The following is a 26,823-nucleotide window of genomic DNA, read 5'->3' as shown; positions in this document are numbered from 1 at the left end:
GTCAGGACGTAGGGCGGTCGACGGTGGTGTGGACGGTGGTGGCCGCGCGATCTCTCGCGGCGAGGAGTGCGGCCTTCCACTGGGCGCGTTGGGACAGCGCCCGTAGTAGCCGGTGTTGCAGGGGTGGGATGTCGGGGTCGTCTGGGCGGGCGAGTTCCCAGGCGTAGGCGGGCGCGGCGTCTTGGTCGACGGGGTCGGTGTCGTCGGCGCCGGTGGTGACGCCGAGGAGGTTGCGGACCCAGGCGCGGGCGTCGGCGCGGTGGTCGGACAGGGTCTTGCCGGACCAGTCGCGGGAGACGAGGATGCGTCGGCCGCCGATGCCGAGGGTGGCGCGCTGGTGGACCTTGCCCTTGCAGCGCCCGGCTTGCAGGCGCCCGTGGGCCTTCTTGGGCTGGATGCCGTAGAGCAGCCAGTTGGCGCACCGCTCGTTGCACGGCGTGACCCGGAGCTGTTGCCAGAGCCGGTCGAGGTGGTCGCGCTGGCGGTCGGTCTCCGTCTTGTGGCAGTCGGCCGCGCTCTTGGTGATGTACTTCGTGATGTAGCCGATGGTCCGGTTGGCGTGGACGGTGCCGGGGGTGACGCCTTCGGCGTGGACCTGGGCGCCGAAGCGGACGACGTGCGCTGGTTGCGCGTCGGGGTCGGTGTCCATGAGGTCCAGGGCGTCAGCCCACGACGGCAGCGCCTGGTTGGTGTCGGGGTCGATCCACTCACCGCGGTCGCCGTCCCACACCGGGGGCCGGTCGACGGTGTAGACGGGTTCGTCGGCGGGGGGCCACCAGACCTGGTGGTAGGTGGCGGCGGCGACCTGGCGCAGCACCGCGCGGGGGATGGTGCCGCGGATGGCGAAGTGGGCGTGTGGGGCGAGGCGACGTTGTGGCTCGACGCAGCCGGCGTACTGGACGTTCCAGCCGACGCACCGGCGCAGGTTCTGCCAGAACCGGTCGAGCAGCCGGGCGAAGTGCACGGCGTCCCAGGCGGCCCGGCGGTAGTCGTAGGTGTCGAGGTCGACGGGGGTGCCGTCGGGCAGGACCCGGCCGTACGAGTCGAGGGTGAGCGACAGCCACATGGACGGCCGGTGCTCGGTGCCGTCCGGTGCGGTGTAGACCTTGCCGAGCGTGCGCGGCTCGACCTTCTTGCGGGGCAGGTCCGGGGCGTCCTGTCGGCGGCGGGTGGACCGCTTGCGGCGCCCACCGTGCTCGCCTTCCTCCCCGTCGTTGTGGGGTGGGGCGACCTGACCACGCAGGCCCTCGGCGGCGATGGCTTCTTCGACTTCGGTGATGGCTTGGTCGATGGCGGGGAGCTGGTCGAACTGGGCGGCGCGTTGGGCTTCGTCGCGGGCGAATTCCAGATGCCCGCGTAGCAGGATCAACTCCCGTTGCGCGTCGGTGGCCGGGTTGGGGCCGGGGGCGGGTTCGTCGGTGCGGTGCCAGCCCTCGCGAATCTGCGTCTGTCGCAGCCGCCGAGCACGCTTGGCGCAGGGCGGGCACTTGTCTTCCCGAGTCGACCCGCAGGGCAGGTCGATGACCTCGGTCTGGCCGGTGTGCAGGTCGGTGCGGCGCAGGGTGACCGGGTGCAGGCAGACGCCGTACTCGGCGGCCATCTCCTTCAGCACCTGGCGGGACATGGGCAGCGCCATGCGAGCAGCGCGGGAGCCAGCCGCCGGCGCATCGACGGTGGCCGGGACGACGACGGGCGGGGCGTTGCCGGGGGTGAGGCCGGGCAAGGTGAGTGCGGTCAACGGGTCACCTCCGGAAGGTCGAACAGCGCGGGTTGGGTCGGAGTGAGCGGGGTGGAGCGGGACGGGCCGACGCGGCTGGCCCAGCGGTGCGCCGCGGCTTCATGTCGTGGACAGGCGACCTCGGCGCGGTAGCGGCCGGTGCCGGGACGGCCGGCTTCGATGAGGGCGGTGGCCCACCCACGGCATCGGGCGCAGTAGGCGGGCCACCCGGTCATGGCGGTCAGTGGTTGCAGCCCGAGCAGTGCAGCCCCGTGCACCCGGACTTGCCTCGGAGCAGCAGGGCGAGGACGACGAGGACCAGGACGATCCCGGCGATGAGCGGGGCGGCCGCGCGGACCGCGTCGACCAGCTGCACGGCGAGGTAGCCCACCGTGGCTACGGCGCCCACGGCCAGAACGGTGGCGGCGGCGATGACGTGGCCGCGACGGAGCCGCCGCACCGGGGCCGGGGCCGGGCCGGGGGTGTCGAGGAACCGGACGGTGACCGTCACGCGGTCGGTGCCGGGGATCTGGTGGGGGTGGGTCATGGACAGCAATCGGCCGGAGTCGCGGACCAGGGCGACGGTCGCGGCGACCTCGGCGGGGGTGCCGACGACCCGGCGGGCCAGGACGTTCGAGCGGTGGCGGGTGGGGGTTTGGCGGGCGAGCTTGGTGCGGGTCATCGGATCACCTCCGAGGCGAGAACCTGACCATTGCGGGGGGTCTGAACGGCGGACGAGATGAGCGCTGAGCGCACCGGAGCCGGTGTCGAGACCGGTGCCGGGGTCGGGGGGACGTAGACCGTGGCGGGCGGGGCCTGGACCGGGGCCGGGTTGGTGGGCAGGTCGGCCGGGGCCAGGTCGACGGGCTCAGAGACCGGGGCCGGGGCCGGCTTCATCGGGGCGGGGCCGCCGGTGAGGACGAGCTTGGAGAGGGCGAGGAACGCCAGCGCGGGCACCGAGGACAGCAGCCGGGAGGAGAAGCTGTCGTTGGCCACCGCGATCTGCGCGGCCAGAGACAGCGCCACCGCCGCGACGAGGATCGACAGCGGGTAGAGCACCGGGGCGTGCGGGTCACGGCGGCGGCGCCGCCGAATCACCAGCAGCGCCGCGGCGGGGGTCAGTTCGGAGATGACCGCGTTGGACCAGCCGAACCACTCCCCGGTCCCGGCCGGGGCGTGGACCATCGTCCAGTCCTTGACGTGGGTGAACGACGCGGCCCCGGCCATCCCGCCGACGGCCAGGAGGATGACGACCAGGGCGGCGGCTTCCCATCGGTCACCGTTGCGCAGGCGGCTCATGCGGCCCACCCCCACATCTCGGCGTCGTCGGCGGCGAGCTGGGCGTGGCGGATGAGGGCGGCGTCGAGGATGGCGTCGACGTGGGCGTCGGGGGCGCAGTAGGGGCAGGTCTGGTCGGGGTCGGTGTGGTTGAGGTCGAGGCAGATGCGGCGGATCGGGCGCAGGGTGAGTCGACGGGCAGCCATCACGGGACTCCTTTTTGCGGGTCGGGCAGCGTCAGCGGGTGGTGGGAGTGATGTGCACGCGGATCCACTCCGGCGGCTCACCGGTAGAGGCGACGGCTTCGGAGAGGCAGCGCCACAGCGCCCACGCCTCCGAGGGCGTCAGGTACATGCGGCGGCGGCCCGCGCCGACGGCGACGTAGAGGTCATCGCCAGGGGTGACCCGGACGGTGACCGGGACGGATGCCTTGTCGACGTGCGGGGCGCGCAGCCGGTAGAACCGGCGAGGTTCGGGGGCGTCGTCGGGCTGGTCGGCGTAGGGCATGGGGACCGGGGCCGACTCGGGCAGATCGTGGGCGGTCATCGGGGGTCACCTCCGCTCGGGGTGGTGTCGAGGTCCAGGGCGTTGAGCAGCGACGGCGGCAGCAGCGGCGCCGACTGCTTCGACGGGGTGGGCCGGTAGGTGCGCCCGCCGTTGCCGTTGGTCCTGGCGGGCTTGCGTTGAGCCGGCGCCGCAATCGGCTCGGGCTGCGCGTCGGCCGGGGCGGGGAACGTCGCGGCCATCTCGCGGATCAGGTCGTCAGAGATGAAGGAGAAACGCACCCGCGCCGGTTCGGGCTGACCGTCCAGCAGGACGTAGGCGACGCCCTTGCCCGACAGGGGGATCTGATCGGCCAGTGCACCGCGGTCGCGGGCGCCGTCACCGAGGAGCAGGTCGACGTGGCCGCGCTCGGTCAGACCGAGGGCGATGCGGGTCGGGAACAGGTCGCGGACGGAGACGACTTCCTTGCGGGGGTCCTGGGTAGCGGCGACCACCAGGACGCCGAGCCCGGCACCCTGGGACAGCAGCAGCCCGAGGGACTGTGCGATGCGGTTGCGGATCTCGTTGTCGGGCAGGTAGGCCAGCAGGGCGGCGATCTCGTCGATGACGACGACGATCAGCGGCTCATCCACCGTCGGCGTGTGCACTCGGGCCTTGCCCCGCAGGATCTGCTGACGGGCCCGCATCCGGGCGACGGCGTCGTCCAGGAGGTCAGCCATGCGGGACCAGTCGTCATCGACGTAGCGCGAGAACAGCGACCGGCCGATGGCCAGTTCCATGCCGCCCTTGGGGTCGATGGCCCATACCCGGACCAGGCCGGAGCGGATGCCTGCGGCGAGGGAACGGATGAGCGACCAGATCACCGAGCCCTTGCCCATCCGCGTGGCCCCACCGATCAGCACATGGGTAGCCAGGAGGCGTAGGCAGTACACGGCCAGGTCTTCCCGCAGCCCCAACGGCAGCGCAGCGAAGTCCGGCCGGGTCGGCACGGGTAGCGGGGCGACGATCCGGGTCAGCGGGTCGCGGCGGATGAACACCAGCCAGACGTGACGCGGGCGGTCGCGGAAGCGGACCCGGTCGATCAGTCGCAGCAGCCACGCCAACCGGCCGGCCCGCAGCGGAGGTGCCTGGCGACGGCCGGAGAAGACCCGGCAGTGGCGGGTGCCGAACGAGTAGGCCAGGTCCCGCGCGGCCTTGTGATAGACCTCCGGGTTCTGCCCGCGAGGCATCCGAAGGACCAGCTCGTCGGTGGCGTAGGTGCAGCGCACCGACAGCAGCGTCGGAACCTTCTCCCCGCCGTCGTACTTCTTTACCAGCCCGCACAGGCTCATGACCTCGTGCCACTGACGCCGATACACCCACAGCCGTCGCCAGCAGGAGACGGCGCGCAGGACGACCAGGCGGTGGAACGACTCGCGTCCCCGCCACCACCAGACAATGCCCGAGACAGCGGCGACGATGACGACCAGGAGGTGAGGCCACCAGCCGTGATCCCGGTAGGCGTCGACGGCGAGCAGGACGAGGGCGACGACAGGCCAAGCCCGCCAGTGCCGCACCGCGGCGACACTCAGCCGGGCCAGCAGAACCGCGAGGCGAGCCAGCAGGAACACCGCAGTGAAGGTCCAGACCAGCGGCCAAGGGGCAGTGATCTGGAACCGGCGGAAGTTCACCCGCGGGGCGCGCATCACGCCACCGCCTTGCGGGTGCGCTGCTCGGTCCACGCCTCGGCGCAGACCTTGTGCACCGGCTTACCGGCGGGACTGCGGCAGATCGCCGGCTTCCCGCAGATCACGCAGGGGGACGGCTCGCCGGCACCACCGCCGCGCGTCCAGTCCAGAACAGTTGACATGATGGACCTGTCCTTCCAGGCCGAGAGGATTTGGATCGGGCAGCGGGGCGGCCGGCTTTCCTAGGGCATGGGCCGCCCCGCGCACCACGTGAGATCAGGCAGCCGCCTTCCGCGACTCGGCCAGGGTCTTCGGCGCGACCATCGCGGACGCCCGGAACGAGTACGCCAGCCGGCCGTTGCTGCCCACGTAGGGCGTCACGGCCAGGTTCTCGAACTCCACCGGCTGGAACGGACCCACCGGCGGCACCGGCTGCACATCCGACAGGATCTTGATCGACACCTCACGCGACCGCGATCCGAGCTCCGGGTCCATGTCCATCACCCGGCACTGCCACACCCGCTGACCCGTCAGCTTGTCCTTCGACGGCGTCCGCTGCCGGGTCGCCTCGTTGAAGTCCTGCGCCTCCGCGATCGAGTCCGGCACGAACACGCACCCGTGCGGGAACACCGCCTCAAACGGAACCGCAAACCGCGTGCCACCCCTGAGGGCCATCGCTACCTCCTGTTGTTGATGCGTCTTCGACGGCGGTAACCGTCTGAACTGGAATAGACTGTACTAGTGCGATCTAGATCAGTCTAGCCTCAGCCATTGATCGACCTTGCGGGAGTTCTAGGTCGCTCTGGGTAAGCTGTCGGCGTGGGAGAGGTAAACCCGAACGACCCGCGGCCTCCGTACGTGCAGATCGCGGATGACCTGCGGCGCGCGGTGCAGAACGGCGAGTACGAGCCGGGCGCCAGGCTGCCGTCCGGCCGGGAGCTGGCGAAGCAGTACGGGGTCGCGCTGATGACCGTCACCGGGGCGATCGGCCTGCTCCGTGATGAGGGGCTGGTCGAGTCCTGGCAGGGGCGGGGAGTCTTCGTCGTGGACCAGCGACGGTCGGCGCCAGACGTGTCCAGTCGCCTGGCTGAGCTTGCGGACGTTGTCGAGAAGCAGAGCGCGGACCTGGCGGACCTACAGGCCCGGGTTGCTGCGTTGGAGGGCTCTCGCCGTACCAAGCGTTGAGCCTCGCTTGCTGTCTTTGGCATGTAGCCATGACAGCCGGTGAGAACCGGTTGCCGACAGGGTGACCAGCGATCAACCGCCGTTCATTCCATTCACAGGGCCACGGGAGGACCGTCGGTGAATCAGGACCGGGAGCAGCTGTCGGAGGAGCACGCCGCTTTCGTCGCGGAACTGCGCCACTGGCGCGAGGTCGCCGGCTATTCGCAGAAGGCTCTCGCGGGTCTGGTCGGCTACACCCCGTCGTACGTCAGCAAGGTCGAAGGCGGCACCATCGTCCCGAGCCGAGACTTCGCGGAGAGCGCCGACCGAGGACTGAAGGCGGGGCAGGCGCTCATCCGACGCTGGCGCGAGCTGCACGCGGCGACGCAGGTTCACCCGGCACCCTCCCAGCGTCGACCCGAGGCGGTTGTACCTGATCCCCAGACTGCGCCGGGCACCGACTTGGTCGTGGAGCACGAGCACGCCGAACTCACACTGGCTGACGGCGTGTACCGCACCCGAGTGCGGCGGTTGCTACGCAACATCGGCAGCGAGCCGGTCACCCGGTACCTGGTACGCATCGCTGTTGATCGTCACCCCGGCGATCCCGAGCGGTCGAACCACCTGTACCGGAACGACCCGCTCACCTGGGCGGAAATCAACCTGACCGCATGGTGCGCGGGTGAGTCGATGGCGTGGACGATCATGCACGATCGGGACGCCTTCAAAGAGGTCTGGTTGCAGTTCGAGAACCAGGACGGCCGCTTCCCGCTGTATCCGGGCGAAGAACGATGGATCGAGTACGTCTACACCGTCTCGGCGCACAAGTGGGGCCCATGGTGGCAGCGCGCCATCCGGCTGCCCACTCGACGGCTGAGCCTGTCTCTAACCCTTCCGGCAGCCCTCGACCCCGTCGTGTGGGGTACGGAAACGTCGATGACCGCGGAGCCGTCCGCCTTCCGTACGCCGATCACGAGGGAGAGCGACGGGGAGAACGTCACGTTCACCTGGGCAACGACCGAGCCGCCCCTGCACACGCGCTTCCGTATCGCGTGGCGTTTCAAGGCAGCAACCGAGAAGGAGGACCAGGTGGACACGCTCACCCCGAGCGACCGGATGCAGCAGGTCGGGATCGTGCAGGAGGGCGACCCCATCCTTACCACCGAAGCCCGCCGTTTCGACCTGCCCGCCGAGTCGGAGGATGCCCGGCGGGTCATCGCGCAACTGTCCACGATGATGGAGCAGGCCGCGCAGGTGCACGAGTTCGCCAAGGGCATGGGCATCGCTGCGCCGCAAATCGGTATCAGCCGGAACGCCAGTCTTGTGCGGACCCCCGACGGTCAGATCATCACGCTGCTCAACGCCAGGGTGATCGCAGAGACCGCCGACACCGACGAGCAGTACGAGGGATGCCTGAGCTTCTTTGACGTCCGAGGGATGGTGCCCAGGCCCCACGGCATCGAGGTCGAGCACCAGGACGTCGACGGCACCACTCGGATCACCGCCTTCACCGGGGGAGTGGCCCGCTTGGTCCAGCACGAGATCGACCACGTGTACGGCATCCTCTACCGCGCCAAGATGCGCGACGGCGTGTCCCCCATCCCCGTGTCGCAGTACAAGGGCACCGGTAAGCCCTGGTCCCAGTAAGGGCAGGGGGCGGGGGAGAGGTTGGAGTGGGTGGCCGAAGCGCCGTAGAGGGCGCAGGCCGAAGACGCGCCGGGGCAACGGAAGGAAGCCGTCTCGGGCTGGCGGATCGGTCCGAGGCAGCTTGTGCCGAGCGGATGCCGGTACGGCGCCGGGGTTGCGTGGTCGCTGCGGGCGGAAGTTGTCGGGCGGCAGGTTGTTGTCGTGCTGGCCGCGGTCGGCTCGGAGCTGCCGGTGATCTGTTGCCGAATTGACCTGTACTAGATCAAGGCGCTCCGCGCGGCGCGGGTCGGGGCGCGGCAACCGGCTCCTGCGGAGCCGCCGCCCCGGCGCCCACGGGCGCCGGGGCGGAAAGTCAGCCGGCCCGCAAACCACGCCCCGCCCCGCGCGTCGCCCCTGGATCAGTCAGTGTGTCCGGTGACCAGTCTCGGGGCCAGAAGGCTCGGCAGACATTCCCTCACCCGTTCCCAGCGCTCCGGAGGCGCAGCAGATTGTGCGACGCGTCGGGCGACCAGTTGGCGAACGATCCCCGGGACCGCTGACGCCATCCCCTGCGGCGCCGCAAGCGCTCTCATCCGCACCTGTCTCCCGGTCGAGTTCCCCGAGGACCAGACAGGAAGAGGCTGGGGAGAAGGTGAGAGGCGAGGAAGGGTCGGGGTTAGAGCTGCCTCCGGCGGGGGCCAAACGACTCCGAGATGGAGTTGCCGAACGGTTCCGGTGGGTGGGTGGTTGAGGAGCTGCCATCCCGTCTACCACCGACCCAGGCAAGCCGAGCAGACCAGGGCCAGGGTGACAAGGTCGTACGTCCGGCAGGGCGCTCCACCTTGTCACCCTGGCCCTGGCCCACTCCACGGAGTGTGGGTCGGCGGCAGACGGGATGGCATCAATGGGAAACCTCTACGTCCGTCAGGGCGTATCACTTCCCGCTGCTTCTGCCCGCCTTTCAACCACCAGTCGGGGCCGCACGAAGGTCATGTCAGGCGTCTCTGCCCTTCCATGTCTCTGCCTCGACTCCGGCTCAATCCCGCACAATTGGTAGGCCTTTTCGATTAGTGTCTTCGTTCGATTAACAATGAATGCTTCAAAGTCATCTGCGAAGAGGACAGGGCTGACACAAGCGGAGTCTAGAATCTCCTTAAGCGTCACCTCATCTTTAGGCATGAGCTTGCGATATTCGGAGGGTGCGCTTGCCCGAATTTTGTTATTGTCTGCGCGAGACAGAAAGCAGAAGTTTGCGAGCGAATTAACGAAGATACTGTGGCGCGCCTCGGGCAGCTCATTCTCTACGAATGCGCGCGGAAAGATGTGATGGAACTCAGCCTTGTTGTAAGCCTGTAGCACCCGATCTAAGTCAACGAAGTTTCCAGAAATAAAGCTTCGAGGATTGAGCTGAGCGAGCATCGTTACGAACGTAGCAGTTTTCGCACTGTTGATCCGAAAATCTGTCCAGAGGAAAAAGTAATCCCCGATTTCTACCGCGAAATGGCCGAGCGTGTTTGCTGCCCCTTCGCGAAGCTTCTGCATTTCAACCACATCCGCCCTAGCGGCGCGCACAGACTGACCGCTATAGCGCTCAGAAAAGCACGATCGCCAGAACCATCGCCGTAATGCCGCAACCTCTTCCTCAGGCGTCACCCGCAGGGCCGCACCTGGGACGGCGAAGTAGACGCTCAGCGGTACGAGCATGAGCGGATACGGAAGGGTTTTGATCGTGGCAACCTTTAGCTGCTTCTTAAGAAATTCAATCGCACCCTTTATCCCGTTCTCGACCCTTTCGAAGTTGTCCCGAATCTCTGTCCCATCGAGGTTCATAAGGACTTCGACCGACGGGTCACCCTTTAGAATGGCCGCACAACATCTAAGAACCAAGTTGGGGTCGGCGCCGATGTCGCCGAAGGCGAAGTCCTCCAGCTCTTCCTGCAGCTGTTCAAGCTTATTTCTGAGGTCGAACTCTTCGCTCCATGTCCACGCGGAAAGAAGCTCTAAGGTCGTAAGTTCGACACCCATCCGGTTGATGCGTTCGAATACGATAGCTACGGTAGCTCGGTCCTCGGTTTCCATCATTTGGATGGGCAGCTGAGCTTCCTTGAAAACACTGTGCAGCCTGTCAATCTTGCGTATCTCGCGTTCATGCACGAACCTGGCTGAAGCTAGCCTGTATGAAACCGAATCGAAGAGTGAGTTCAGAGGGAAATGAGCCGCCTGGTCCACCTCGTTCGGTCGGAGGGCCACGAACTGCGATTGCTGAACGTTTTCTGGAGCCGACAAGTCAAAATAGACCGAGCGCCATTCAGGATCGTGAGGCTGCACGAACTCCGTTTGAAACGTCACGAACAATGAAGTGACTCGTTGCTGCCCATCGAGCACATAAGTAATCGGATAACGATCCTGGGGTGCAGGCAAGGTAAACGGCCCAAGCTTACGCTCGGACGTCAGCCTCTCCTGCGTTAGCCAGAAGAGCAGTGAGCCAAAAGGATAGCCCTTGTAGATGCTGTCGAGGAAATGGGCAACATGATCTGCATCCCACACGAAACCTCTCTGGAAAGCGGGAATCCTAATCTGGCCTCCGTAGATGTGGTCCAAGAGCTTCCGGATGGGGTAGCTTGTGAGATCGCTCATCGACTAATCAATCCTGACCGAGCGAGGCAATAGGACACGTCCGTCAATGCTGCTGCATGTCAGCTTGCGGGTCAAGTGCCCAAGATGGAGAAGCTTGACTGAACGTCGCTGACTGGCAGGAGCACCGCGTCGGCACCGAGCTGCATGCCCTCCATCAGGGCTTCGGCACCGTCAGCCAAGGCAGGCGCGCCTTATGGTTCTGTCAGCAAGAGGTCAGCAGGAGGCCAAGCGGTATCCACCGCTATGCAAGCTTGAATGATGACCCAGGCGCATACAACGACACCAGGTCGCACAGATGAGAGCATCACTGCAGCGAGATCAACATTCACAGCGAAGAGGTCGGTGGCTGGAACGGGCTTGACAAGCTGGCGATAAAGCTTTCGGACCAGTCCAGCAAGACTTCGGTGAGATCCGACTTAACCCGCCCTACCATCACAGCCTCTAGGACGAACCTCCGCCATCGACAGCCGTCTCCGCTGGCGAGCGGCATAGACGGAAACTGCCCGACCCCCGACCCCGCTACCAAGCAAGATCAGGGCGCTCTCAGGGCGTCAGGGCGTATTCAGGGCGTCAAGAGTCGACTACCGATGACCAGCAACGCCCATAGGCAACGAGCTACACGGTGAGGTCGCAGCCTTGACCTAGGCTGCGACCTTGTGGGCGACGGACGAGTCGACCTGTACGCCGGCTTCTGTCATCACGACCTGCGGCAGTGGACCAGAGACCAGCAGTGGCAGGTAGGTCAAGCGGCGGTCATCGCTCCGCAGGCAGCAGCCGCGCGTGCGTCCGCTGTGCGGCGCGAAGGGCGGAGAGCTGGCTATGGAACGAGCTGTGGCGGTTCTGGTCGAGGTTGAGTGGAAGCACGCATGACCGGATGAGTTCCTCCTCAAGCTTCCACGGCTGGTCCGTCGCGGTCCACACGACCTGGGCGTGCTCGGCCATCCAAGCGGTGAGCCGATTCTCGCCATCTCGGCCGAAGGTCAGACGCTTCCCGCTGCCGACTCTTTTTAGGGAGATCTCGAGTTCGTCTGCGAGGAGTGAACCAAGGCTCAGGCGCAGCGTGGACCCGGCTGCGTTGCCTCGGTAGTGATAGCGGATGCGGCTGCGGATGGTCTGCTGGCTTGGAGGGCGGCCGTTGCTCGGCGGCGCCTTCGGCGAGATGCCCACGTAGAGCAACACCGCCGCGTCCCGTCGATGGCAACCGGCGACCGGCACCAGAGGTGGTAGGGATGTGAAGTACCAGGCGTACACGCCGGGAGCCGCAGGTATCGGGCAGTCTCGTCCACGGACCTCCTCAGCTCGGTACAGCCGGGAGGGACGGAGTAATGCTTCCTCCGGGCCCATTGGTACTCCCATGGCTCAGGTGCTCGATTGCGGTTAGCAGACTTTGGAGAGCCGACTACTACGGGACGTGATGCTCTCGGTGGTAGGCCAGCTGAGTAGGGTCGATGGCATGCGCGGCGGATTTCCGCAGCGGGCCGACCTCCGCGTGCGTGCTGCTGTCGCGGACTATCCAGGCAGCGTCGATGTAGATGGAGCCGGCATCGAAGCGGACGTGGTCATTGGGGCACAGGCAGAGGACGTTGCCCTGTTCGTCCGGGCCGTCATGGGGCTTTCCGAGAGCCCTGATATGAGCAGCCTCCGCGTAGGGGCCCGCGGGCGTCATGAGTCGGAGGCCGCACACCTGACAGGTGAAGTCGTGCATGAGCTTCACCTGGACAGCTACCTTCGTACTGCGAATCAGGCGCTGAACGACGGTCGCGACTCGCTCAGCGGGCCCTGTGGCGCCTGCGGGGGGAGAAGGCGGCAGGTCGGTGCTGTCGAGCGTCACCAGCCGGAAACGCCAGATGCGGTAGCCGTCCTTGCCCGTCTCGTGCCAATGGTCGACCACTCGGAATAGGCCGTCATACCGGAGCCCGCTGGCGGGGGAGTACTTCCGGTCTCCGCCAGCGCCCCGGACAACCCGAACCGGCCGGCCGTCTAGTTGGCTGCGTGCCAACCCCGCGTTTCCGCGAGTCAGCTCCTGGTCGGCAATCTGCCGCTTGGTAGCCGGGTCGTTCCCTCCCTGGCCGGTGTAGACGAGCTCGTCGCCGTAGTCCTCGTCATCGATGTAGCCGCCTGAGACGACGAGCGACTCAGCGCCGTCGATCCCGCCGCAGATGCCTGCCTGGAGGGGCCGGTGAACCTTGGATGCTGCCAGGGTTGCGCGGTTGACGAACGTGGTGCCCACAGGGAAGCCAGGGATGTCACCGTAGATGCGGTCGACCATGGCGGCACTCTAGGACACGACCACGACACTTGTTGCGGCGCGTCTAGGCTCTGCAAGGGCTAGCCCTACAGCGGTCGGCCAAGCATCCAGGCGCTCCTGCACCCATTCAGAATCAGGCCGAGCTCGGGCTCTTCGGAAGACGGCAAGTGCTGTCGAGACTGGACGCTAGTGCGAGCGTAGATCGCGGTCCAGGCAACTGAACAGCCCAGATGGCTGACCCCGGGTGTCACCGGCGGCCGTTACGGTGATCCTCCCGCTGTCAACTATTGAGGACCTGCGATGAGCTTCGGTGTGGAGGCATCCGAGAACGAGCTGTCCGTCACGGTCGACTACGTGCCCGGCGCGCGGGGCCACGGAGTTCTGGCCGTCGGGCTCGATAGCAGCGGTGCCGACGCCTTGGCCGTGTGGCGCCTCAGCCCGACGGGTCGCGCAGGTGGAGCGTGGGTGGTCCGCTTCGACGAGATCGAACGGGACCCCGAGCAGCTGCGTCGGATTATGTGGATGATGCAGGACCGATGCCTGGTCGGCTGGGACGAAGAGGCCCCTACCGCAGCCCTGGCCAGGATCGCCGAGGTCCTGCCGGCCGAACTGCTCACCGCCCTCCGGTGCAACATCGTCACCATCCCCGAGCTGCTGGCAGAGATCGACGAACACCGGCATGTCTATGCGGCTGCGGTGGAGCAGCACAGGGCGAGCACGAAGTCGAAGATCGCTCGGTTGGCGTGGCCAACCGAGATGCCAGACCAGCAGGAGCTCGCCAAGTGGGCCGCCCGGGCCCATTCCACGGCTGCGTCACCGGTCGCGGCGACGGCTCTGGCGCTGACCGCCGTTGTCGCCAGTACCGCCCAGCTGTGGCAGGACACCGAGCAGGCGCGGTACCGCCGCGTCTACCTGCGCGCGCTGGGTGACCCGCAGCCGCTCCCGCCGCGGTGGTTGGCGCGACTGCGTAGGGCCGCCGCCCGCACCTCCTTGGTCTCGGCGTAGAGGAGCGACGTGTACGCAGTCATCGATCTCGAAACCACGGGTCTTCGCACCAGCTGGCACGACCGAATCGTCGAAGTGGCGGTTGTGCACGCTGACGAGAGCGGTCGGATTACTGACGAGTGGTGCAGCCTGGTCAACCCGGACCGCGACCTCGGGCCACAGCTCATTCACGGCATCTCTGCCGCGGAGGCACGGCGGGCGCCTCGCTTCGACCAGGTTGCTGGTCACCTCGTCGGCATGCTGCGCGGGCGGGTCCTGGTCGCTCACAACTTGACCTTCGACGGCCCGTTCCTGCGCGCCGAGTACCAGCGCGTGGGGATCCATGCACCGATCGACCAGGTAGCTGGCCTCTGCACGATGCGGCTGGCCTCGCACTTCCTGCCTGTGGCCAGTCGTAGCCTGCACGATTGCTGTCGGGTGGCTGGGCTGCCGCCGTACCAGGCGCACTCAGCGCTGCATGACGCCCGTGCCGCCGCCCAACTCCTGAGCTACTACCTCACAGCAGCCGGCAGCCCGCCCCCTTGGGCAGCTGCATTAACGGCGGCCGCGGGACTCTCCTGGCCATCGATTGCCACGCACCCAGTGGTGGCCGTTCAACGGCGTGCCGCAGGCCAGCGGGAACAGCACTTCCTGGCCCGACTGGTCGACCGGTTGCCACGGCTGCAGGAGCCACAGCGCGACGCCTACATGGACCTGCTCGACCAGGCGCTCCTTGACCGGCACATCTCGGCCACGGAGGCCGACGCGCTTGTCGCCACGGCGGAGGCGTTTGGGCTCGCCCGCGTCGACGTCGAGCACCTACACCGAACCTACCTAGCCAGCCTCGCTGGGATCGCGCTTGAAGACGGCCTCCTGACCCCGAATGAGCGCCATGACTTGGACCAGGTGGCCGGATTGCTCGGCCTCCAACGATCCGACGTCGACAAGGCTCTGGCCGCCGCAGCTACCGACATCCCGCGGCAGCGTCGGCGTGACGCCTGGCGGCTCCAGCCCGGTGACATGGTGGTCTTCACCGGCGCCATGGAGCCGCCGCGGTGGGAGTGGGAGGAGGAAGCAGAAGCTGCAGGCCTCCAAGTGGGCAACAGCGTCACGAAGAAGACCCGCCTTCTAGTCGCCGCAGACCCCGACACCATGTCGGGCAAGGCCAAGAAGGCTCGACAGTACGGCATCCCGATCGTTCACCCCACCGCCTACCAGAACCTGCTGGCCGGACTCACCGCCCCTGCCTTGTAGTGCCGCGTGTCGTACCACGGTTTTGTCCTGGCGGGGTCGCTACCAGTCCAAGGGGCTGGCGGGCCTTGGCGAATGCAATCTTGAATCCAAAAGCATTCGAGGGGAAGGAAGGAGCCGACATGAGAGAGTGCGTTGCCTGACAAGGGGATCTGTCCGGAGGAGAAATTATTCTTCCCTGGGAGGACGGCGACAACGCCTACGCTTACACCATCTGCCGTCATTGCGGGCACGAGAACACCCTCTATGGGTACGGTGAAGATGACGACTAATCAAACCATACCTCGCGTGAGTAACTTGTCCTTCCTCGAAAGAGAGGTATCGCGGTGAATGCAAGGTTCCCAGACGTTGATTGGTATTGCGACAGGTGCGGAGCGCACCTAAACGGTCAGACTGGTTTTGATGACCATCGGTATACGTGGAAGTGTGAAGGTTGCGCTCACAAGAACAGCATTTCAAGAGACAATATTTACGAATCTCATGAGGACTTCCACGGGGCAGATTGACGCGGTCGACGCGCATGGCTCGGCGGCATGGCCGAATCCATCCAGTTCCGGTCGGGCGGCGAAGTCAGCAGGAAGTCAGCAAGGTGGCCGGGGTCAACCCAGCCTGAACGACCTCCAACGGTGGCGGGCTCGAACCTGACGGCATTAAGTGGCATCGGTTGAAGCGCGCCAGGGGACGAGATCAACATTCACACCGAAGAGGTCACTGGTTCGATCCCAGTATCGCCCACGCAGGTCAAAGGCCACTTCCCGGCTTTCGGGGGGTGGCCTTTCTGCTGTCGCCCAGCAGCGAAGTGCAGCAACGGTCAGCGGGCGGGTGACGACCAGGCGAGATGATGTCCGCCCGTGCTGTTACTTTGCCGGCCGTGAATGATCAGCTGACTTGGATTGACCGGATCATCGACGTGACCGGGTGGCGCCACGAGCCTGAGGGCGGTGTCGGCTGGGAGCAGGCGGAGGCCGAGCTCGGCGTCACGCTGCCTAGCGACTTCAAGGAGTTGTGCCGGCGGTTCGTGCCGGGCCTGTTCATGGGGGTCCTTGACCTACTGCGACCGACCGACGATCACGATTCGACTTCGCTGCTCGGGTGGTGGAACTCCAGCCGGCGTTGGGTGAGCGAGCATGACGATCCCGCCGCGCGCTTGTACGCCCCGCACGATCTGTACGGGCCCGACAAGGGGTCCGGGCTGATCGAATGGGGTCACGACTCGTCCGGGGGTCAGTACTTCTGGCTGGCGGACCGCTCGGTGGAGTCTGATCGGTGGCCCGTGGTCGCTCGGCACGACCCACCCCACCCGTGGCACCGGTTCGACATGTCCATGACGGAGTTCGTCTACCGCATGCTCGCGGACCCGGAGCTGGAGTCGTTTTCGATGGCCACTGGGACGTGGCGGCCGTTCTACCTGCCGTACTGGCAGCCGTTCCCCACCACTTCTGAGGAGTGGGACGCTCTCGGCGACCCGAACCGCGAGAACTGAACCTGCAAGAACAGTCGTGGGTGGTGGCTGTGGGGTGGACACCATCCATCCTCATCGCGCCTGCGGTGGTCGGTGGCCCGTGACCTCGGCATCAACGACGCCACCCATGCCAGTTCAGAGAGTCCACAGCAGAAGCCCAAAGCGGTCCTTCTCACCGGAGGTGAGCCAGGTGCCGTCGCCAAGCGCCATCGGGTCCTCCGATACACGCATCGGGTACTCCACCTGGCCGAGCACCTCGCCCCGCGCCGTGTCGATCAGCCAGTGCCGCGGGTGCCCGTACCTCCGCCTGGTGCTCGCGATGACCCTGCCCTCGTCGACGAAGCCGCACTCGTACCCCCAGAAGTGCTCGTCCTCGGCGCCCGACGGCGCCTCAGGGTGCGGTGGAAGCCGGTGGTGCGCGGCGACCTCGTGCGTCACCGCGCCGTCGGGAAGACGATGGATCGCCGGCTGCCTCCCTGAGTGAGCGATGGTGAGGAACCGCCTCCCGCCGGGGCTGACATCGACGAGGCAGCGGTCGTCGTCGCCGATGCGGGTGACGGTGAGCCGAGTGCCGTCCCACCGGCCCCACCGCAGCGGCGCACCGTCCTGGCCTTCGCCGACGCTGAGGCCCATCTGGCCCGGGTCCGGGTGAGGGATGTGGTGGGAACCGGCGGCCGCGGTGCCGGTCGAGGCCCGTCCCAGGATGCGACCGTCGACGGCGTCGAGCACGAGCCACTCCTCGTCGTACTCCGGCTCGACGTCACCCGGCAGCGGGGTACGTACGTGGGCCCACACCGTGGAGCCGTCCGCGCTGATCCAGCAGGAGCCCCGATCGGGGTGGCGGTGCCCGTCGCTGCCCGCGTACTCGGTGTAGGAGTCGTGGATTGACAAGCAGGACGAGGCCCAGCATGAGTGCCGCACCCGCCAGCGCAGCCTGCCGGCTGCGTCGACCGCGTGCAGCGCGTGCTGACCGCTGAAGACAGCCAGGTCGAGGGTGGGGCTCACCGCATCACGCCCGCCCGCCCCGCGCGGCCACGGCGCCGGGAACCGGGCGGCGGGAGCGTCGTCACCGGCGAGGAGCCGGTCCAGGTCGTACGCCAACAGCTCATCGTCCCGGCGGATCACCACGAGGCGGCGATGCGGCCACCGCTGGACGGCGGGCGTGTCTGCGGTCTGGGGGAAGTCGGGTACGCGCGGGGCGTTCGCCGGTACGCGGAAGGACGCCAGGAGACGAGGGGTGAAGATCACGCTGCCATCCTGCCAAGATCTTGCCGCCTGGTTCCGGTCGTTTCCCCCGACGGTCGTCGCGCTGTGGGATGAGCGCTCCTGGGCAGGACGTTCACGCCGGATCCGGTCGTGGTCGTAGCAGTCCAGGCACAACGGCTGCACGAGTCTGGAATCGTCCGCGTCATGCGGGTGAAGCCCACCGGCCCGAGTAGCACGGGGTAGCGACGCGTCAACACGTCGTGATTCGTGGGCTCGTGGATATCCATCCGCTTAGGATCCCAGGCGTGAGTTCCTCCCTCGACACCCTGCCGAAGACCAGTGCGCCAGCGACCCGAGCCCTGAACAACGCCGGCTACTTCACGCTGCGCGACCTGGTAGGGGTGCCGCGTGCCGAGCTGGCCAAGCTGCATGGCATGGGACCGAAAGCGCTCGGGATCATCCAGAGTGCGTTGGAGCAGCACAACCTGAGTCTCGGATAAGGCCCATTCCGCTCAGTCGTAGCGCGCCCGGCAGCTCGACGGCCGACTGCTGGCGTATCGATCAGGACGTGCGTGACACGTCCGGCTGGAAGATCACGCGCTCCGGTTCGGCGGCACCTTGTCGGCGAGCGTGTAGCGGCGCAGACGTACGGGTCGACCCTCAGGGCTGGTCCAGGCGGCGGTGGCGGTGTGGGTGTGCTGCCAGCCGCTGCGCTCGTACAGGGCGATGGCGGCGGCTGACCGGGGATGGTCGACGATGTGCAGAGTGAGGCCGAGCTGGTGCTCGGTGGCCCATTGGCGGGTGTGGTGCAGGAGCCTGGTTGCCACGTTGTGGCGGCGGGCGGCCGGGGCGACGAACAGGCGGCTGACTTCGGCCACGGGCGCTGAGGCAGGGTCTGTCGCCGAGCTGGCGCGGTGGACGGCGACGTGGCCGACCACGGTGCTGGATCCTGTCTCGGCGACCCAGGCGTGCAGGGCGTTGTCCGGAGACAGCCATCGGTGTGGGTCAGCGGGCCAGTTCAGCGGGTAGCGGTCCAGGCGATGCACGTCGGCGAGGACCGGGAGGCAACGTCGCAGGTCCGCTGGTTCTCGGTCTCGGATTCTGAGGTCGTCCATCCGGTCATCATCACGGGATGACAGCGAGCCACTACCCGAGGCCGACCGCAGACCGTCCCTTGTCACGCCGGGGCTTCAGGGTGGTCGTTGCAGGGCGGGGGCGATGTTCCTGGCGGCGGCGACTCGCAGGCGCCGTCACTGGCCCCGCCCTGCGGACAGCCCGTCAGCGCGAGACAAACGATCGCCGTCAGGGCGACCGACATGATCCGTCTCATTCCCACCCGCACCCCTCGTCCTCATGACCGTAGCGCTTCCGGGCCTGGCACCGGGAGGTCGAGTCATTGAGGAGCGAGCGGGAGATGTCGGCCTGCGCTGTTACCTTGCCGGGCCATGGATGATCATCTGCCCTGGATCGACCGGATCGTCGAGGTGACCGGATGGCGGCAGGATCCCGAGGAAGCCGACTGGGAACAGGTGGAGGCCGGGCTCGGCGTGGCGCTGCCGACCGACTTCAAGGAGCTGTGTCGGCGCTTCGTGCCCGGGGCCTTCTACGGGTACCTGGACCTGCTGCGGCCGACCGATGATCACAACGCCCAGCCGCTGCTCCGGACGTGGGCCTTCTGCCGGCAGTACGCGCACGAGCACGGGTCCTCGGGGTTGTGGGCCCCCTATGACATGTACGGGCTCGGCGAAGGGCCGGGACTGATCCAGTGGGGTGGCGACCAGAGGGAGGGGGAGTACTACTGGCTCGCGGACCGCTCGACCGAATCCGATCGGTGGCCTGTGGTCGCCCGGACGGAGGGCGGTGAGCCGTGGCACCGGTTCGACATGTCGACCGCCGAGTTCGTCCACCGGCTGATCGCGGACCCGCAGTTCACCCCGTTCACGGTTGCCGATCCGTCGCGGCGGGCCTTCTACCTTCCGTACTGGGGGCCGTTCCCCATGAACGCGGAGGACTGGGACGCTCTCACCGATCCGCACCGCGACGGCTGAATCACGTACCGCTGGAAGGTGGGGGCGGGGTTCAGAAGACCTGGAAGAAGCAACCCACGGCGACGGCGGCCGTGAGCACGACCACCGACACGGACGTGAGGGGCTTGGAGATACGACGCATGGTGATCCTCCGTTGCATGGTTGAGGTGCTCACACGCTGTGCCGGATGAGCCACTCGTCCGAGTTGTAGGTGTTTCGCACCTATTCCGGCACGGTGACCGGCTGCAGGGCGCTGTCAGTTACGAGCATATGCTCGTATTTGCGGAGCTGCCAGGGTGCCCGGAAGAGGCGAGCACGCCTCGGAGCCGCGAGCACGGGGCGCCGGACGTGGGTGCGGAAGCCAGGGGAGGATCATGACCGTAACGCCGACGAACCTCGACGATCCGTGCAACTGCCTGGCGCTGCGCCGGGCCGCCCGGTACCTCACGGCGACCTACGACAAGGCCCTCAGCCCGGTCGGCCTTCGGGCGACGCAGTTCACCATCCTGCGGCAGCTCAGTGCCCACGGCGCGATGACGATCACCAGGCTCGCCGACATGATCTCCATGGATCGGACGACGATGGCCACCAACCTCAAGCCGCTCGCGCGGGAGCAACTGGTGACCATCGCGCCGTCGGCGACGGACCGCCGCGCGAGGATCGTCACGATCACGCCGGACGGCCTCACCCGCATCGACGCGGCGCTGCCGCTGTGGCGCGGCGCGCAAGTCCGCTTCGAGGAGAAGTTCGGCGCCGACGAGGCAGCCCGACTGCGGGCGTCCCTCGGCGCTGTCCTCGACACCGGCTTCCAGCCCTGGGCCGAGTGAGGCCCGACCCTGTCCGCCAGCCCGCCGTCCCGCTTCCGCTCTCAGGCGTACGGAATAGCGCTCGCTCGGTGGGGGTCGGCGCCGGCTGTGGTGGAGCGGTCGTCACCGTGGTCGCCGTGCCAGTCGAGGACGAGCATGCAGGCGTCGTCGGGCAGGGTGGGTCCGGCCACGTCGAGGACGGCGTCGCCGAGTACGCGGACGACCTCCCTGGGGTGCAGCTCGGTGAGGTCCGGCAGCCGTGCGGGCAGGTCGAGGTGGGCGGCGCCGCGTTCCAGCATGCCGTCGGTCAACAGGATGAGCCGGTCGCCGGGGCGCAGCGGGACGTCGGTCGTGCGGTAGCTCCCCCGTCGCAGTACGCCGAACGGCGGATCGACCGGCAGCGCGACGGGCTGGACGGCTCCGTCGCGGACCAGGAATGGGGTGGGGTGGCCGGCGTTGACCATGGCCAGTACGCCGGTGCGCAGGTCGAGCCGGCCGAGCAGGCCGGTGGCGAAGGTGAACCCGCCGGGTGGGTTCTCGATCAGCGCCGAGTTCGCGGCCTGGGCCTGGTCGAGCAGCGTGTGACCGCGGCGGCGGGTGTGCCGCAGGCTGCCGACGCAGAGCGTCGCAGTCAGGGCACTGTGTACGCCGTGGCCCACGGCGTCGGTGAGGCTCAGATGCAGCAGGTTGCGCGCGAGGCTGTAGTCGAAGGTGTCTCCGCCGATGGTGGCCGCCGGCTCCAGCCACGCCGCGAGGGTGAACGAGCCGGCCTCGCAGGTGAACGAGGAGGGCAGGAGCCGGCGCTGGATCTCGGCGGCGAGGGTGAACGGAGTGGTTCGCTGACCCCACTCGAAGAGGTCGGTGTGCCGGCGGGCGGCGATCACCACGAACGCCAGCGCGTGTGCGGCCCGGGAGATCTCGGCCAGGGTGGTGTCGTCCGGCGTGGCCGGCAACGAAATCTCCAGCAGCCCGATCGCTTCGCCCCGTTGCGTGACGGGCGCCATCACGACGTGATCGTTTCCGCTCGGACGGACCTGTACGCGCTGGGAGCGCAGCGCCTGTTCCTGTGGTCCGCCGTCGAACGGCAGCACGGTGGCGACGTCCTCGTCCTGCCGGCGTCGGCCGGTCGGGTCTCCGAAGGGAACGTGGGCCAGCCGAACGAGAGCCCGGCCGCTCATGTCCGCGATGAGGAACGACACCGACAGCGCGCCGAGGTCGACGCCGATCCCTCGGGTCATCGCCTCCACCGCGTCGACCGGGGCGGCGTCCTCGACGGCGCGCAGCACGTTGCCCAGGTCGACGCCGCTCCACCGTTTCTCGTCCACGCGGCAGAGCATAGGCCCGCGCGACCGACAACCACGGCGACCCCGACGGCCAGGTCGGTCCGTCCGGCTGCGGCTGCTCGGTACGGCGCCTCGCGGGAGACTGGCCCGATGTCCTCGACGATGCTGGTGGTCGGTCCGAAGCTCGGTGTGGCGCTGGTCGTGCTGACCCTCGCGGCGGCGCTGGTCGTGTCCGTCGGGAAGCTGGGCCACGGTCGGCAGGTCGTCATCGCCGCCGTCCGCGCCGTGGTCCAGGTGGGCGCCGTGTCCCTGCTGATCGCGGCCATCGTCGAGTCCCTGTGGGCCACGGCCGCCTTCGTGGTCCTGATGTGGGTGGTGGCGGCGGGCACCTCGGGCCGGCGCATCACCGGCGGCGGGCGCGGGTGGTGGGCCGGCGCGCCGATCGTCGCGGGCAGCGCGCTGGTGGTGGCGGGACTGCTGCTGGCCGGCCTGGTGCCGCTGCGCGGCATCGCGATCATCCCGGTCGCGGGAATCCTGACGGGCGGGGCGATGACCGCCACCTCGCTGGCCGGCCGCCGCGCGCTGGACGAGCTGACCATCCGGCGCGGCGAGGTGGAAGCCGGCCTGGCCCTGGGTCTGCTGCCCCGGGACGCCGTGCTGCTGGTGTGCCGTCCGGCGGCCGGACAGGCATTGGTCCCGGCACTGGATCAGACCCGGACGGTGGGCCTGGTGACCCTGCCCGGCGCGTTCGTCGGGGTGCTGCTCGGCGGGGCGAGCCCCCTCGCCGCCGGAGTGACGCAGCTGGTGGTGCTCGTCGGACTTCTCGCCGTGGAGGCCGTCGCCGTCGTCCTCACCGTCGAGTTGGTGGCCCGCGGCCGACTCCACCCCGCCTGACCTGGGCCCGGACCCGACGAGCGCGGCGGACGCCGGTGGCGGTCACTGATCGGCGTTCCGGTGTGCGGAGGGAGCCCACTGCTCGCCCAGCGGGACGGGCCCCTCCGTCGCGCCGGAGGTGCTGCCGGGCGGGGCGGGCGGGTACCGCGGTGGTTCGTCCAGCATCCGGAGCACCGGCAGGGGCGCGGCGATCACCGCCGCCAGCAGCAGCGCCGCGGCCAGCACGAGGAAGGCCGACCGCAGCCCGAGCCACTCCACCAGGGGACCGGCGAGCAGGTACCCCGCCGGGCCGGCGGCGTAGGCGAAGGAGGTCATCACGCCGACCACCCGTCCGCGCAGCCGTTCGGGGGTGCGGGTCTGCATGGCGTAGTTGGACAGCGGGTTCACCGGCCCGTAGGCGAGGCCGATCACCACGGCGAAGCCGAGCATCGCCGGGTAGGGCGGCAGGAACGCGAGCCCCAGCAGGGCCGCGCCGGTGACCACCAGGGCGACCGCCATCAGGGTACGGCGACGAACCCGCCGACCGGCGGCGCCGGAGGCGAGCGCGCCGACGACCGACCCGGCGCTCATCGCCATCAGGACCACCCCGAGTCGGGCGGGTTCCCCCTGGGCGACGAAGAACGCCGGCAGCAGGACGCCCTCGACCGGCAGGTAGAGCGCGACCAGGGCCATGGTGATGAGCGCGATGGCCCGCAGCAGGGGATCCCGCCAGACGAAGCGCAGACCCTCGGCCGTGCCACGCCACAGACCGGCCGGTGGCCGTTCCGGTCGGCCGGCGCCGGGCACTCGCACGGCGGCGACGAGCAGGACCGCCAGGGCGAAACCCACGGCGGTGACCCAGAAGGTCGGGCCCGGCCCCATCGTGGCGATCAGCACGCCGCCGACGCCGGGGCCGACCAGGAAGGCCACCCCCCACACCGCCTCGTGCACCCCGTTGGCCCGTTCGATGCGCCAGCCGGCGGCCTGCGCGGCGGCCGGCAGCAGCGTCTCCCGGGCGGTCAACCCGGCCGGGTCGAAGACCGCCCCGAGCACGGCGAGCCCCACGATCCACCCGAGGTTGAGCCCGAGCAGGGCGTCGACGACCGGGATCGCGGCGACCGAGACGGCGGAGAGGCTGTCGGAGACCAGCGCGGTGCGGCGCCGGCCCAGCAGGTCGACGACCGTTCCGGAGATCAGGCTGGACAGCAGCAGCGGCAGCGCGGTGGCTGCCGCGACCACCCCGGCGGCGGTGGCGCTGCCGGTGCGCTCCAACACCAGCCAGGGAAGGGCCACTATGGCCACCCCGTTGCCGATGCCGGAGAGCAACGTCGCCGCCTCGAGCAACAGCAACGGGGTACGACGGCGTCGTCCGGACTCGGTCATGGTGATGATCAGCCTAGTCCCGCGACCGCCGTCGACGTTCGGATTGCGGGTGGCCGGATGCGGCACCGTTCCATCCGTCCGGCGGCCACCGGTGGTCGCACTCGGACCGCCCCAGGTGTGACCACCCGGCGTTGGCAGCGACGCCGACGTCCGGCATCCTGACCGCCGTGAGCGATGGGTACATCCGGCTGATCCCGACCGACCTGAACTGGCAGCCCACCCCGGAGGCCGCCACCGCGGCCGTGGCCTACGTGGCGCGACTCTTCGCCGACCCCGGCGACTCGGTCGAGCAGGTCGACCACGAGTTCTACGACCGGGTCACCCTGATCGACGCCGGCGAGAACACCACCCGGATCACGTGCTCCCGGTGCGACGGGGACATCGACCTGGAGTGGTTCCATGACCTGATCGAGGAGCAGGGCGAGAGCTTCGACGACCTCGCCGTGACGGTGCCGTGCTGCGGCGCGGTGGTCCCGCTGGACTCGCTCCGCTACGACTGGCCGGTGGGCTTCGCCCGATTCGAGGTCACTGCCCTGAACGCGACCCGCGCCAGGTACGAACTCGACGACCGGGAACTCGCCGACGTGGCCACCCTCCTCGGCCACCCGGTCACCCAGATCCTCGCCCACTACTGAGACGCGCGGTCAGCGCGCCTCGGCATGCGCAGTCGACTACTGGACGTAGTCAACTTGGAGATAATGCCTGGTAGGCGAGTTACCTAGCGTAAGCCCGTCAATGAATCGGCCCCGGCGTCCGGGAGCGGCGACCGCCAGTGGGTGGTCGACCCACCACCGTCGGGGTCACAGACGGGAGAGCAACATGCGTCAACAGAAGGAATCCCGGCGGTTCGGCGCCCGTGCGGCCGTACTCCTGCTCGGTCTCACCGCCGCCGCGGTGGTCGTCCCGGCGAGCCCGGCGTCCGCCGCGGTCCCCGGCCTGGTGCGGGTCACGACGACCAGCGCGACGAACTCCAACGACTTCCACACCACCACCGCCACCTGCCCGGCCGGGAAGGTGCTCACCGGCACCGGCTACGAACTGAACGGGGCGACCGGTGAGGCGGTGGTCGACGACCTGCGCCCCAACGGCGGTCCCGCCGTCGCGCCGACCGCCGTCACCGTGACCGCGTACGAGGCGGACGCCTATGCCGGCAGCTGGTCGGTGACCGCGTACGCCATCTGCGCCAACCCGGTGGCCGGGCTGGTGCGGGTCTCCGCCACCAGCGTCAACAACTCCAACGACTTCCGCAGCATCACCGCGGCCTGCCCCGCCGGCAAGGTGCTGACCGGCACCGGCTACGAGCTGAACGGGGTCACCGGGGAAGCCGTCGTCGACGACTTCCGCCCCAACGGCGGTGCCGCCGCCGCGCCGACGAGCGTCAACGTCGGCGCCTACGAGGCCGACGTCACCGGCCTGAACTGGGACGCGACCGCGTTCGCCATCTGCGCGAACCCGCTGCCGGGCCTGGTGCGGATCAGCGCGTTGAGCGCCAGCAACTCGGCCGACTTCCGCGGGATCACCGCGACCTGCCCGGCCGGGAAGGTGCTCACCGGTGCCGGCTACGAGGTGGACGGGGCGACCGGTGAGGCGGTCGTCGACGACTTCCGCCCCAACGGGGGCGCCGCCACGGCCCCGACCTCCGACACCGTCGGGGCGTACGAGGAGGACGCGTTCGCCGGCAACTGGTTCGCCACGTCGTACGCCGTCTGCGCGACGGCGTGAACCGTCCCGGTGCTCCGGTCGAGCCGGCTCCCGTCGGGAGCCGGCTCGACCGGCCGTAGCGGGACTGCTCGACTCAGGCGACGAGGGCGGCTATCGCGCTGCGCCAACGCTCGCCGAGAGGCGGGTCCGCGCTCCCGGTACGGCTGCCCATCACCGTGGTGAACGCCGTGCCCGCCTACTTCCTGGCGCTGCTCCAGCAGTTGCCGGGCTATTCCGACAAGGGTCGGGAAACGATATCCGCGGTCGTCGGCGGCAAGCCCTACCAATGGAACCAGGAGGACTGCCAGCGACTGTTGCTGGGCTCGCTGATGTAGCGCCCTCGGCAGTTCCGGCACAGGTCGGCGAGGGGGCGGGTGTGAAGGCCCGACCGGCGGGTAGGTCTCGGCAATGCTGAAGCGTGCGGTGTGGCAGGGGCTGGTCGCGGGCCTGGCCGGGGCGGCGGTGATGACCGCGGCGGAGAAGGTGGAGCAGCGAGTGACCGGCCGGCCCGACTCCCACGTGCCGGCCCGGGTGCTGGCCCGGCTGACCGGCCTGCCGGAGTCGCCGCGGCGGCAGCCGCGGTGGCGCAACCTGACGATGCACTACGGCCAGGGCGCGCTCCTCGGCGTGCTGCGCGGCGTCATGGCGCAGGCCGGGATGCGGGGCGCGTGGGCGTCGGGGATGTTCACCGTGGTGCGGCTGACCAACGATCAGATCCTGGAGAACGCCACCGGCGTGGGAGCGCCGCCGCAGACCTGGCCCCGCCCCGAACTCGTCATCGACCTGCTGCACAAGTCCGTCTACGGTTTCGTCACCGGAGCCGTCGCCGACGCCCTGGCCGCGCAGGACGGTCCCGGTCCCGGCCAGCGGCACGCCGCGCTGCGTCCCGGTCGCCGTACCGGCGTCGGCCCGCTGCCGCGAGCCGCCGCCCACGCCGTACGGGCGAAGCCGTCGCCTCGCCGGTAGGTCCCCCGGGCGTAGCCACACTCCGCGTCGAGGTGTCGGT

28 protein-coding genes are annotated in these 26,823 nt (G+C 68.6%); 13 read left to right on the top strand and 15 right to left on the bottom strand.

From position 1 onward, the window contains the following. Nucleotide 1: 1 nt before the first annotated feature. From V6U79_RS24970 to V6U79_RS24935, 8 genes are all read right to left on the bottom strand, one after another. On the bottom strand, nt 2-1,738 hold the full coding sequence (locus V6U79_RS24970) for a replication initiator (RefSeq protein WP_334616040.1): 1,737 nt from the start codon (nt 1,736-1,738) through the stop codon (nt 2-4). 220 nt (nt 1,739-1,958) lie between these two features. Further along, nucleotides 1,959-2,399: a hypothetical protein gene (locus V6U79_RS24965; protein WP_334616039.1), complete on the bottom strand. Its 441-nt coding sequence runs from the start codon at nt 2,397-2,399 to the stop codon at nt 1,959-1,961. Beyond that, the gene (locus tag V6U79_RS24960) at nt 2,396-3,016 is read right to left on the bottom strand and encodes a hypothetical protein (protein ID WP_334616038.1); all 621 of its coding nucleotides are present in this window, start codon (nt 3,014-3,016) and stop codon (nt 2,396-2,398) included. The genes V6U79_RS24965 and V6U79_RS24960 overlap by 4 nt, the downstream gene beginning before the upstream one ends. Beyond that, a complete protein-coding gene (locus tag V6U79_RS24955; RefSeq protein ID WP_334616037.1) occupies nt 3,013-3,201 on the bottom strand; it encodes a hypothetical protein in 189 nt (62 codons plus the stop codon). The genes V6U79_RS24960 and V6U79_RS24955 overlap by 4 nt, the downstream gene beginning before the upstream one ends. Before the next feature lie 31 nt (nt 3,202-3,232). Further along, nucleotides 3,233-3,541: a spread protein gene (locus V6U79_RS24950; protein ID WP_334616036.1), complete on the bottom strand. Its 309-nt coding sequence runs from the start codon at nt 3,539-3,541 to the stop codon at nt 3,233-3,235. Next, on the bottom strand, nt 3,538-5,184 hold the full coding sequence (locus V6U79_RS24945; RefSeq protein WP_334616035.1) for an FtsK/SpoIIIE domain-containing protein: 1,647 nt from the start codon (nt 5,182-5,184) through the stop codon (nt 3,538-3,540). The genes V6U79_RS24950 and V6U79_RS24945 overlap by 4 nt, the downstream gene beginning before the upstream one ends. Further along, on the bottom strand, nt 5,184-5,348 hold the full coding sequence (locus tag V6U79_RS24940) for a hypothetical protein (RefSeq protein WP_334616034.1): 165 nt from the start codon (nt 5,346-5,348) through the stop codon (nt 5,184-5,186). The genes V6U79_RS24945 and V6U79_RS24940 overlap by 1 nt, the downstream gene beginning before the upstream one ends. 94 nt (nt 5,349-5,442) lie before the next feature. Beyond that, entirely contained in the window at nt 5,443-5,841 is a 399-nt protein-coding gene (locus V6U79_RS24935) for a transcriptional regulator (RefSeq protein WP_334616033.1), read from the bottom strand. 144 nt (nt 5,842-5,985) lie between these two features. Here V6U79_RS24935 and V6U79_RS24930 point away from each other — a divergent pair, with 144 nt between their 5' ends. After that, the gene (locus V6U79_RS24930) at nt 5,986-6,351 is read left to right on the top strand and encodes a GntR family transcriptional regulator (protein ID WP_334616032.1); all 366 of its coding nucleotides are present in this window, start codon (nt 5,986-5,988) and stop codon (nt 6,349-6,351) included. A gap of 117 nt (nt 6,352-6,468) precedes the next feature. Further along, nucleotides 6,469-7,977, top strand: a complete 1,509-nt coding sequence (locus tag V6U79_RS24925) for a peptide deformylase (RefSeq protein ID WP_334616031.1) — start codon at nt 6,469-6,471, stop codon at nt 7,975-7,977. A gap of 903 nt (nt 7,978-8,880) precedes the next feature. Here V6U79_RS24925 and V6U79_RS24920 read toward each other — a convergent pair. The 3 genes from V6U79_RS24920 to V6U79_RS24910 form a co-directional block, all read right to left on the bottom strand. Continuing rightward, on the bottom strand, nt 8,881-10,593 hold the full coding sequence (locus V6U79_RS24920; RefSeq protein WP_334616030.1) for a GmrSD restriction endonuclease domain-containing protein: 1,713 nt from the start codon (nt 10,591-10,593) through the stop codon (nt 8,881-8,883). Between the two features lie 753 nt (nt 10,594-11,346). After that, on the bottom strand, nt 11,347-11,937 hold the full coding sequence (locus tag V6U79_RS24915) for a GIY-YIG nuclease family protein (RefSeq protein ID WP_334616029.1): 591 nt from the start codon (nt 11,935-11,937) through the stop codon (nt 11,347-11,349). A gap of 58 nt (nt 11,938-11,995) precedes the next feature. Further along, nucleotides 11,996-12,862 (bottom strand): YDG/SRA domain-containing protein, encoded by an 867-nt coding sequence (locus tag V6U79_RS24910; RefSeq protein WP_334616028.1) that lies wholly within the window; start codon nt 12,860-12,862, stop codon nt 11,996-11,998. A gap of 279 nt (nt 12,863-13,141) precedes the next feature. On the opposite strand from V6U79_RS24910, the gene V6U79_RS24905 reads away from it, so the two are divergent. The 3 genes from V6U79_RS24905 to V6U79_RS24895 all read left to right on the top strand — a co-directional run bounded on the left by V6U79_RS24905 (nt 13,142) and on the right by V6U79_RS24895 (nt 16,559). Beyond that, on the top strand, nt 13,142-13,846 hold the full coding sequence (locus V6U79_RS24905; protein ID WP_334616027.1) for a DUF6218 family protein: 705 nt from the start codon (nt 13,142-13,144) through the stop codon (nt 13,844-13,846). Between the two features lie 9 nt (nt 13,847-13,855). Beyond that, entirely contained in the window at nt 13,856-15,079 is a 1,224-nt protein-coding gene (locus tag V6U79_RS24900; RefSeq protein ID WP_334616026.1) for an exonuclease domain-containing protein, read from the top strand. 868 nt (nt 15,080-15,947) lie between these two features. Next, nucleotides 15,948-16,559, top strand: a complete 612-nt coding sequence (locus V6U79_RS24895) for a hypothetical protein (RefSeq protein WP_334616025.1) — start codon at nt 15,948-15,950, stop codon at nt 16,557-16,559. Nucleotides 16,560-16,673: 114 nt separating this feature from the next. On the opposite strand, the gene V6U79_RS24890 is transcribed toward V6U79_RS24895, so the two are convergent. After that, entirely contained in the window at nt 16,674-17,786 is a 1,113-nt protein-coding gene (locus V6U79_RS24890; RefSeq protein ID WP_334616024.1) for a hypothetical protein, read from the bottom strand. A gap of 263 nt (nt 17,787-18,049) precedes the next feature. Between V6U79_RS24890 and V6U79_RS24885 the strand changes: the two genes are divergently transcribed. Then, on the top strand, nt 18,050-18,244 hold the full coding sequence (locus V6U79_RS24885) for a helix-hairpin-helix domain-containing protein (RefSeq protein WP_334616023.1): 195 nt from the start codon (nt 18,050-18,052) through the stop codon (nt 18,242-18,244). A 93-nt stretch (nt 18,245-18,337) separates the two neighbouring features. Here the strand turns inward: V6U79_RS24885 and V6U79_RS24880 are convergent, their stop codons facing one another. Next, nucleotides 18,338-18,859, bottom strand: coding sequence for a GNAT family N-acetyltransferase (locus tag V6U79_RS24880; protein ID WP_334616022.1), 522 nt, complete (start codon nt 18,857-18,859; stop codon nt 18,338-18,340). Nucleotides 18,860-19,189: 330 nt separating this feature from the next. Between V6U79_RS24880 and V6U79_RS24875 the strand changes: the two genes are divergently transcribed. After that, the gene (locus V6U79_RS24875) at nt 19,190-19,792 is read left to right on the top strand and encodes a hypothetical protein (protein ID WP_334616021.1); all 603 of its coding nucleotides are present in this window, start codon (nt 19,190-19,192) and stop codon (nt 19,790-19,792) included. A 353-nt stretch (nt 19,793-20,145) separates the two neighbouring features. After that, nucleotides 20,146-20,598, top strand: a complete 453-nt coding sequence (locus tag V6U79_RS24870; RefSeq protein WP_334616020.1) for a MarR family winged helix-turn-helix transcriptional regulator — start codon at nt 20,146-20,148, stop codon at nt 20,596-20,598. A 41-nt stretch (nt 20,599-20,639) separates the two neighbouring features. Here V6U79_RS24870 and V6U79_RS24865 read toward each other — a convergent pair whose 3' ends face one another. Continuing rightward, nucleotides 20,640-21,902, bottom strand: a complete 1,263-nt coding sequence (locus V6U79_RS24865; protein ID WP_334616019.1) for a PP2C family protein-serine/threonine phosphatase — start codon at nt 21,900-21,902, stop codon at nt 20,640-20,642. Nucleotides 21,903-22,010: 108 nt separating this feature from the next. Here V6U79_RS24865 and V6U79_RS24860 point away from each other — a divergent pair, with 108 nt between their 5' ends. Beyond that, the gene (locus tag V6U79_RS24860) at nt 22,011-22,754 is read left to right on the top strand and encodes an ABC transporter permease (RefSeq protein WP_334616018.1); all 744 of its coding nucleotides are present in this window, start codon (nt 22,011-22,013) and stop codon (nt 22,752-22,754) included. Between the two features lie 42 nt (nt 22,755-22,796). Here the strand turns inward: V6U79_RS24860 and V6U79_RS24855 are convergent, their stop codons facing one another. Further along, a complete protein-coding gene (locus V6U79_RS24855) occupies nt 22,797-24,116 on the bottom strand; it encodes an MFS transporter (protein ID WP_334616017.1) in 1,320 nt (439 codons plus the stop codon). A gap of 167 nt (nt 24,117-24,283) precedes the next feature. Between V6U79_RS24855 and V6U79_RS24850 the strand changes: the two genes are divergently transcribed. From V6U79_RS24850 to V6U79_RS24835, 4 genes are all read left to right on the top strand, one after another. Continuing rightward, the gene (locus V6U79_RS24850; RefSeq protein WP_334616015.1) at nt 24,284-24,751 is read left to right on the top strand and encodes a hypothetical protein; all 468 of its coding nucleotides are present in this window, start codon (nt 24,284-24,286) and stop codon (nt 24,749-24,751) included. Between the two features lie 184 nt (nt 24,752-24,935). After that, on the top strand, nt 24,936-25,838 hold the full coding sequence (locus V6U79_RS24845; protein WP_334616014.1) for a hypothetical protein: 903 nt from the start codon (nt 24,936-24,938) through the stop codon (nt 25,836-25,838). Nucleotides 25,839-26,005: 167 nt separating this feature from the next. Next, nucleotides 26,006-26,152 carry a hypothetical protein gene (locus V6U79_RS24840; protein ID WP_334616013.1) on the top strand — a complete coding sequence of 49 codons (147 nt, stop codon included), beginning with the start codon at nt 26,006-26,008 and terminating at the stop codon, nt 26,150-26,152. 73 nt (nt 26,153-26,225) lie between these two features. Continuing rightward, on the top strand, nt 26,226-26,783 hold the full coding sequence (locus tag V6U79_RS24835; protein WP_334616012.1) for a hypothetical protein: 558 nt from the start codon (nt 26,226-26,228) through the stop codon (nt 26,781-26,783). Nucleotides 26,784-26,823 lie beyond the last annotated feature (40 nt).

The sequence above is a fragment of the Micromonospora psammae genome, from assembly GCF_036902725.1.
GTDB lineage: Bacteria > Actinomycetota > Actinomycetes > Mycobacteriales > Micromonosporaceae > Micromonospora.
This window is presented reverse-complemented; position numbering and strand designations above follow the sequence as displayed.

Coding starts and splice junctions, on each gene's coding strand:
- V6U79_RS24910 (WP_334616028.1), bottom strand. CDS start 12,862: ATGGTCGACCGCATCTACGGTGACATCCCTGGCTTCCCTGTGGGCACC.
- V6U79_RS24870 (WP_334616020.1), top strand. CDS start 20,146: ATGACCGTAACGCCGACGAACCTCGACGATCCGTGCAACTGCCTGGCG.
- V6U79_RS24835 (WP_334616012.1), top strand. CDS start 26,226: ATGCTGAAGCGTGCGGTGTGGCAGGGGCTGGTCGCGGGCCTGGCCGGG.
- V6U79_RS24950 (WP_334616036.1), bottom strand. CDS start 3,541: ATGACCGCCCACGATCTGCCCGAGTCGGCCCCGGTCCCCATGCCCTAC.
- V6U79_RS24855 (WP_334616017.1), bottom strand. CDS start 24,116: ATGACCGAGTCCGGACGACGCCGTCGTACCCCGTTGCTGTTGCTCGAG.
- V6U79_RS24945 (WP_334616035.1), bottom strand. CDS start 5,184: ATGCGCGCCCCGCGGGTGAACTTCCGCCGGTTCCAGATCACTGCCCCT.
- V6U79_RS24965 (WP_334616039.1), bottom strand. CDS start 2,399: ATGACCCGCACCAAGCTCGCCCGCCAAACCCCCACCCGCCACCGCTCG.
- V6U79_RS24875 (WP_334616021.1), top strand. CDS start 19,190: ATGGATGATCATCTGCCCTGGATCGACCGGATCGTCGAGGTGACCGGA.
- V6U79_RS24880 (WP_334616022.1), bottom strand. CDS start 18,859: ATGGACGACCTCAGAATCCGAGACCGAGAACCAGCGGACCTGCGACGT.
- V6U79_RS24960 (WP_334616038.1), bottom strand. CDS start 3,016: ATGAGCCGCCTGCGCAACGGTGACCGATGGGAAGCCGCCGCCCTGGTC.
- V6U79_RS24915 (WP_334616029.1), bottom strand. CDS start 11,937: ATGGGCCCGGAGGAAGCATTACTCCGTCCCTCCCGGCTGTACCGAGCT.
- V6U79_RS24955 (WP_334616037.1), bottom strand. CDS start 3,201: ATGGCTGCCCGTCGACTCACCCTGCGCCCGATCCGCCGCATCTGCCTC.
- V6U79_RS24920 (WP_334616030.1), bottom strand. CDS start 10,593: ATGAGCGATCTCACAAGCTACCCCATCCGGAAGCTCTTGGACCACATC.
- V6U79_RS24940 (WP_334616034.1), bottom strand. CDS start 5,348: ATGTCAACTGTTCTGGACTGGACGCGCGGCGGTGGTGCCGGCGAGCCG.
- V6U79_RS24905 (WP_334616027.1), top strand. CDS start 13,142: ATGAGCTTCGGTGTGGAGGCATCCGAGAACGAGCTGTCCGTCACGGTC.
- V6U79_RS24845 (WP_334616014.1), top strand. CDS start 24,936: ATGCGTCAACAGAAGGAATCCCGGCGGTTCGGCGCCCGTGCGGCCGTA.
- V6U79_RS24860 (WP_334616018.1), top strand. CDS start 22,011: ATGTCCTCGACGATGCTGGTGGTCGGTCCGAAGCTCGGTGTGGCGCTG.
- V6U79_RS24935 (WP_334616033.1), bottom strand. CDS start 5,841: ATGGCCCTCAGGGGTGGCACGCGGTTTGCGGTTCCGTTTGAGGCGGTG.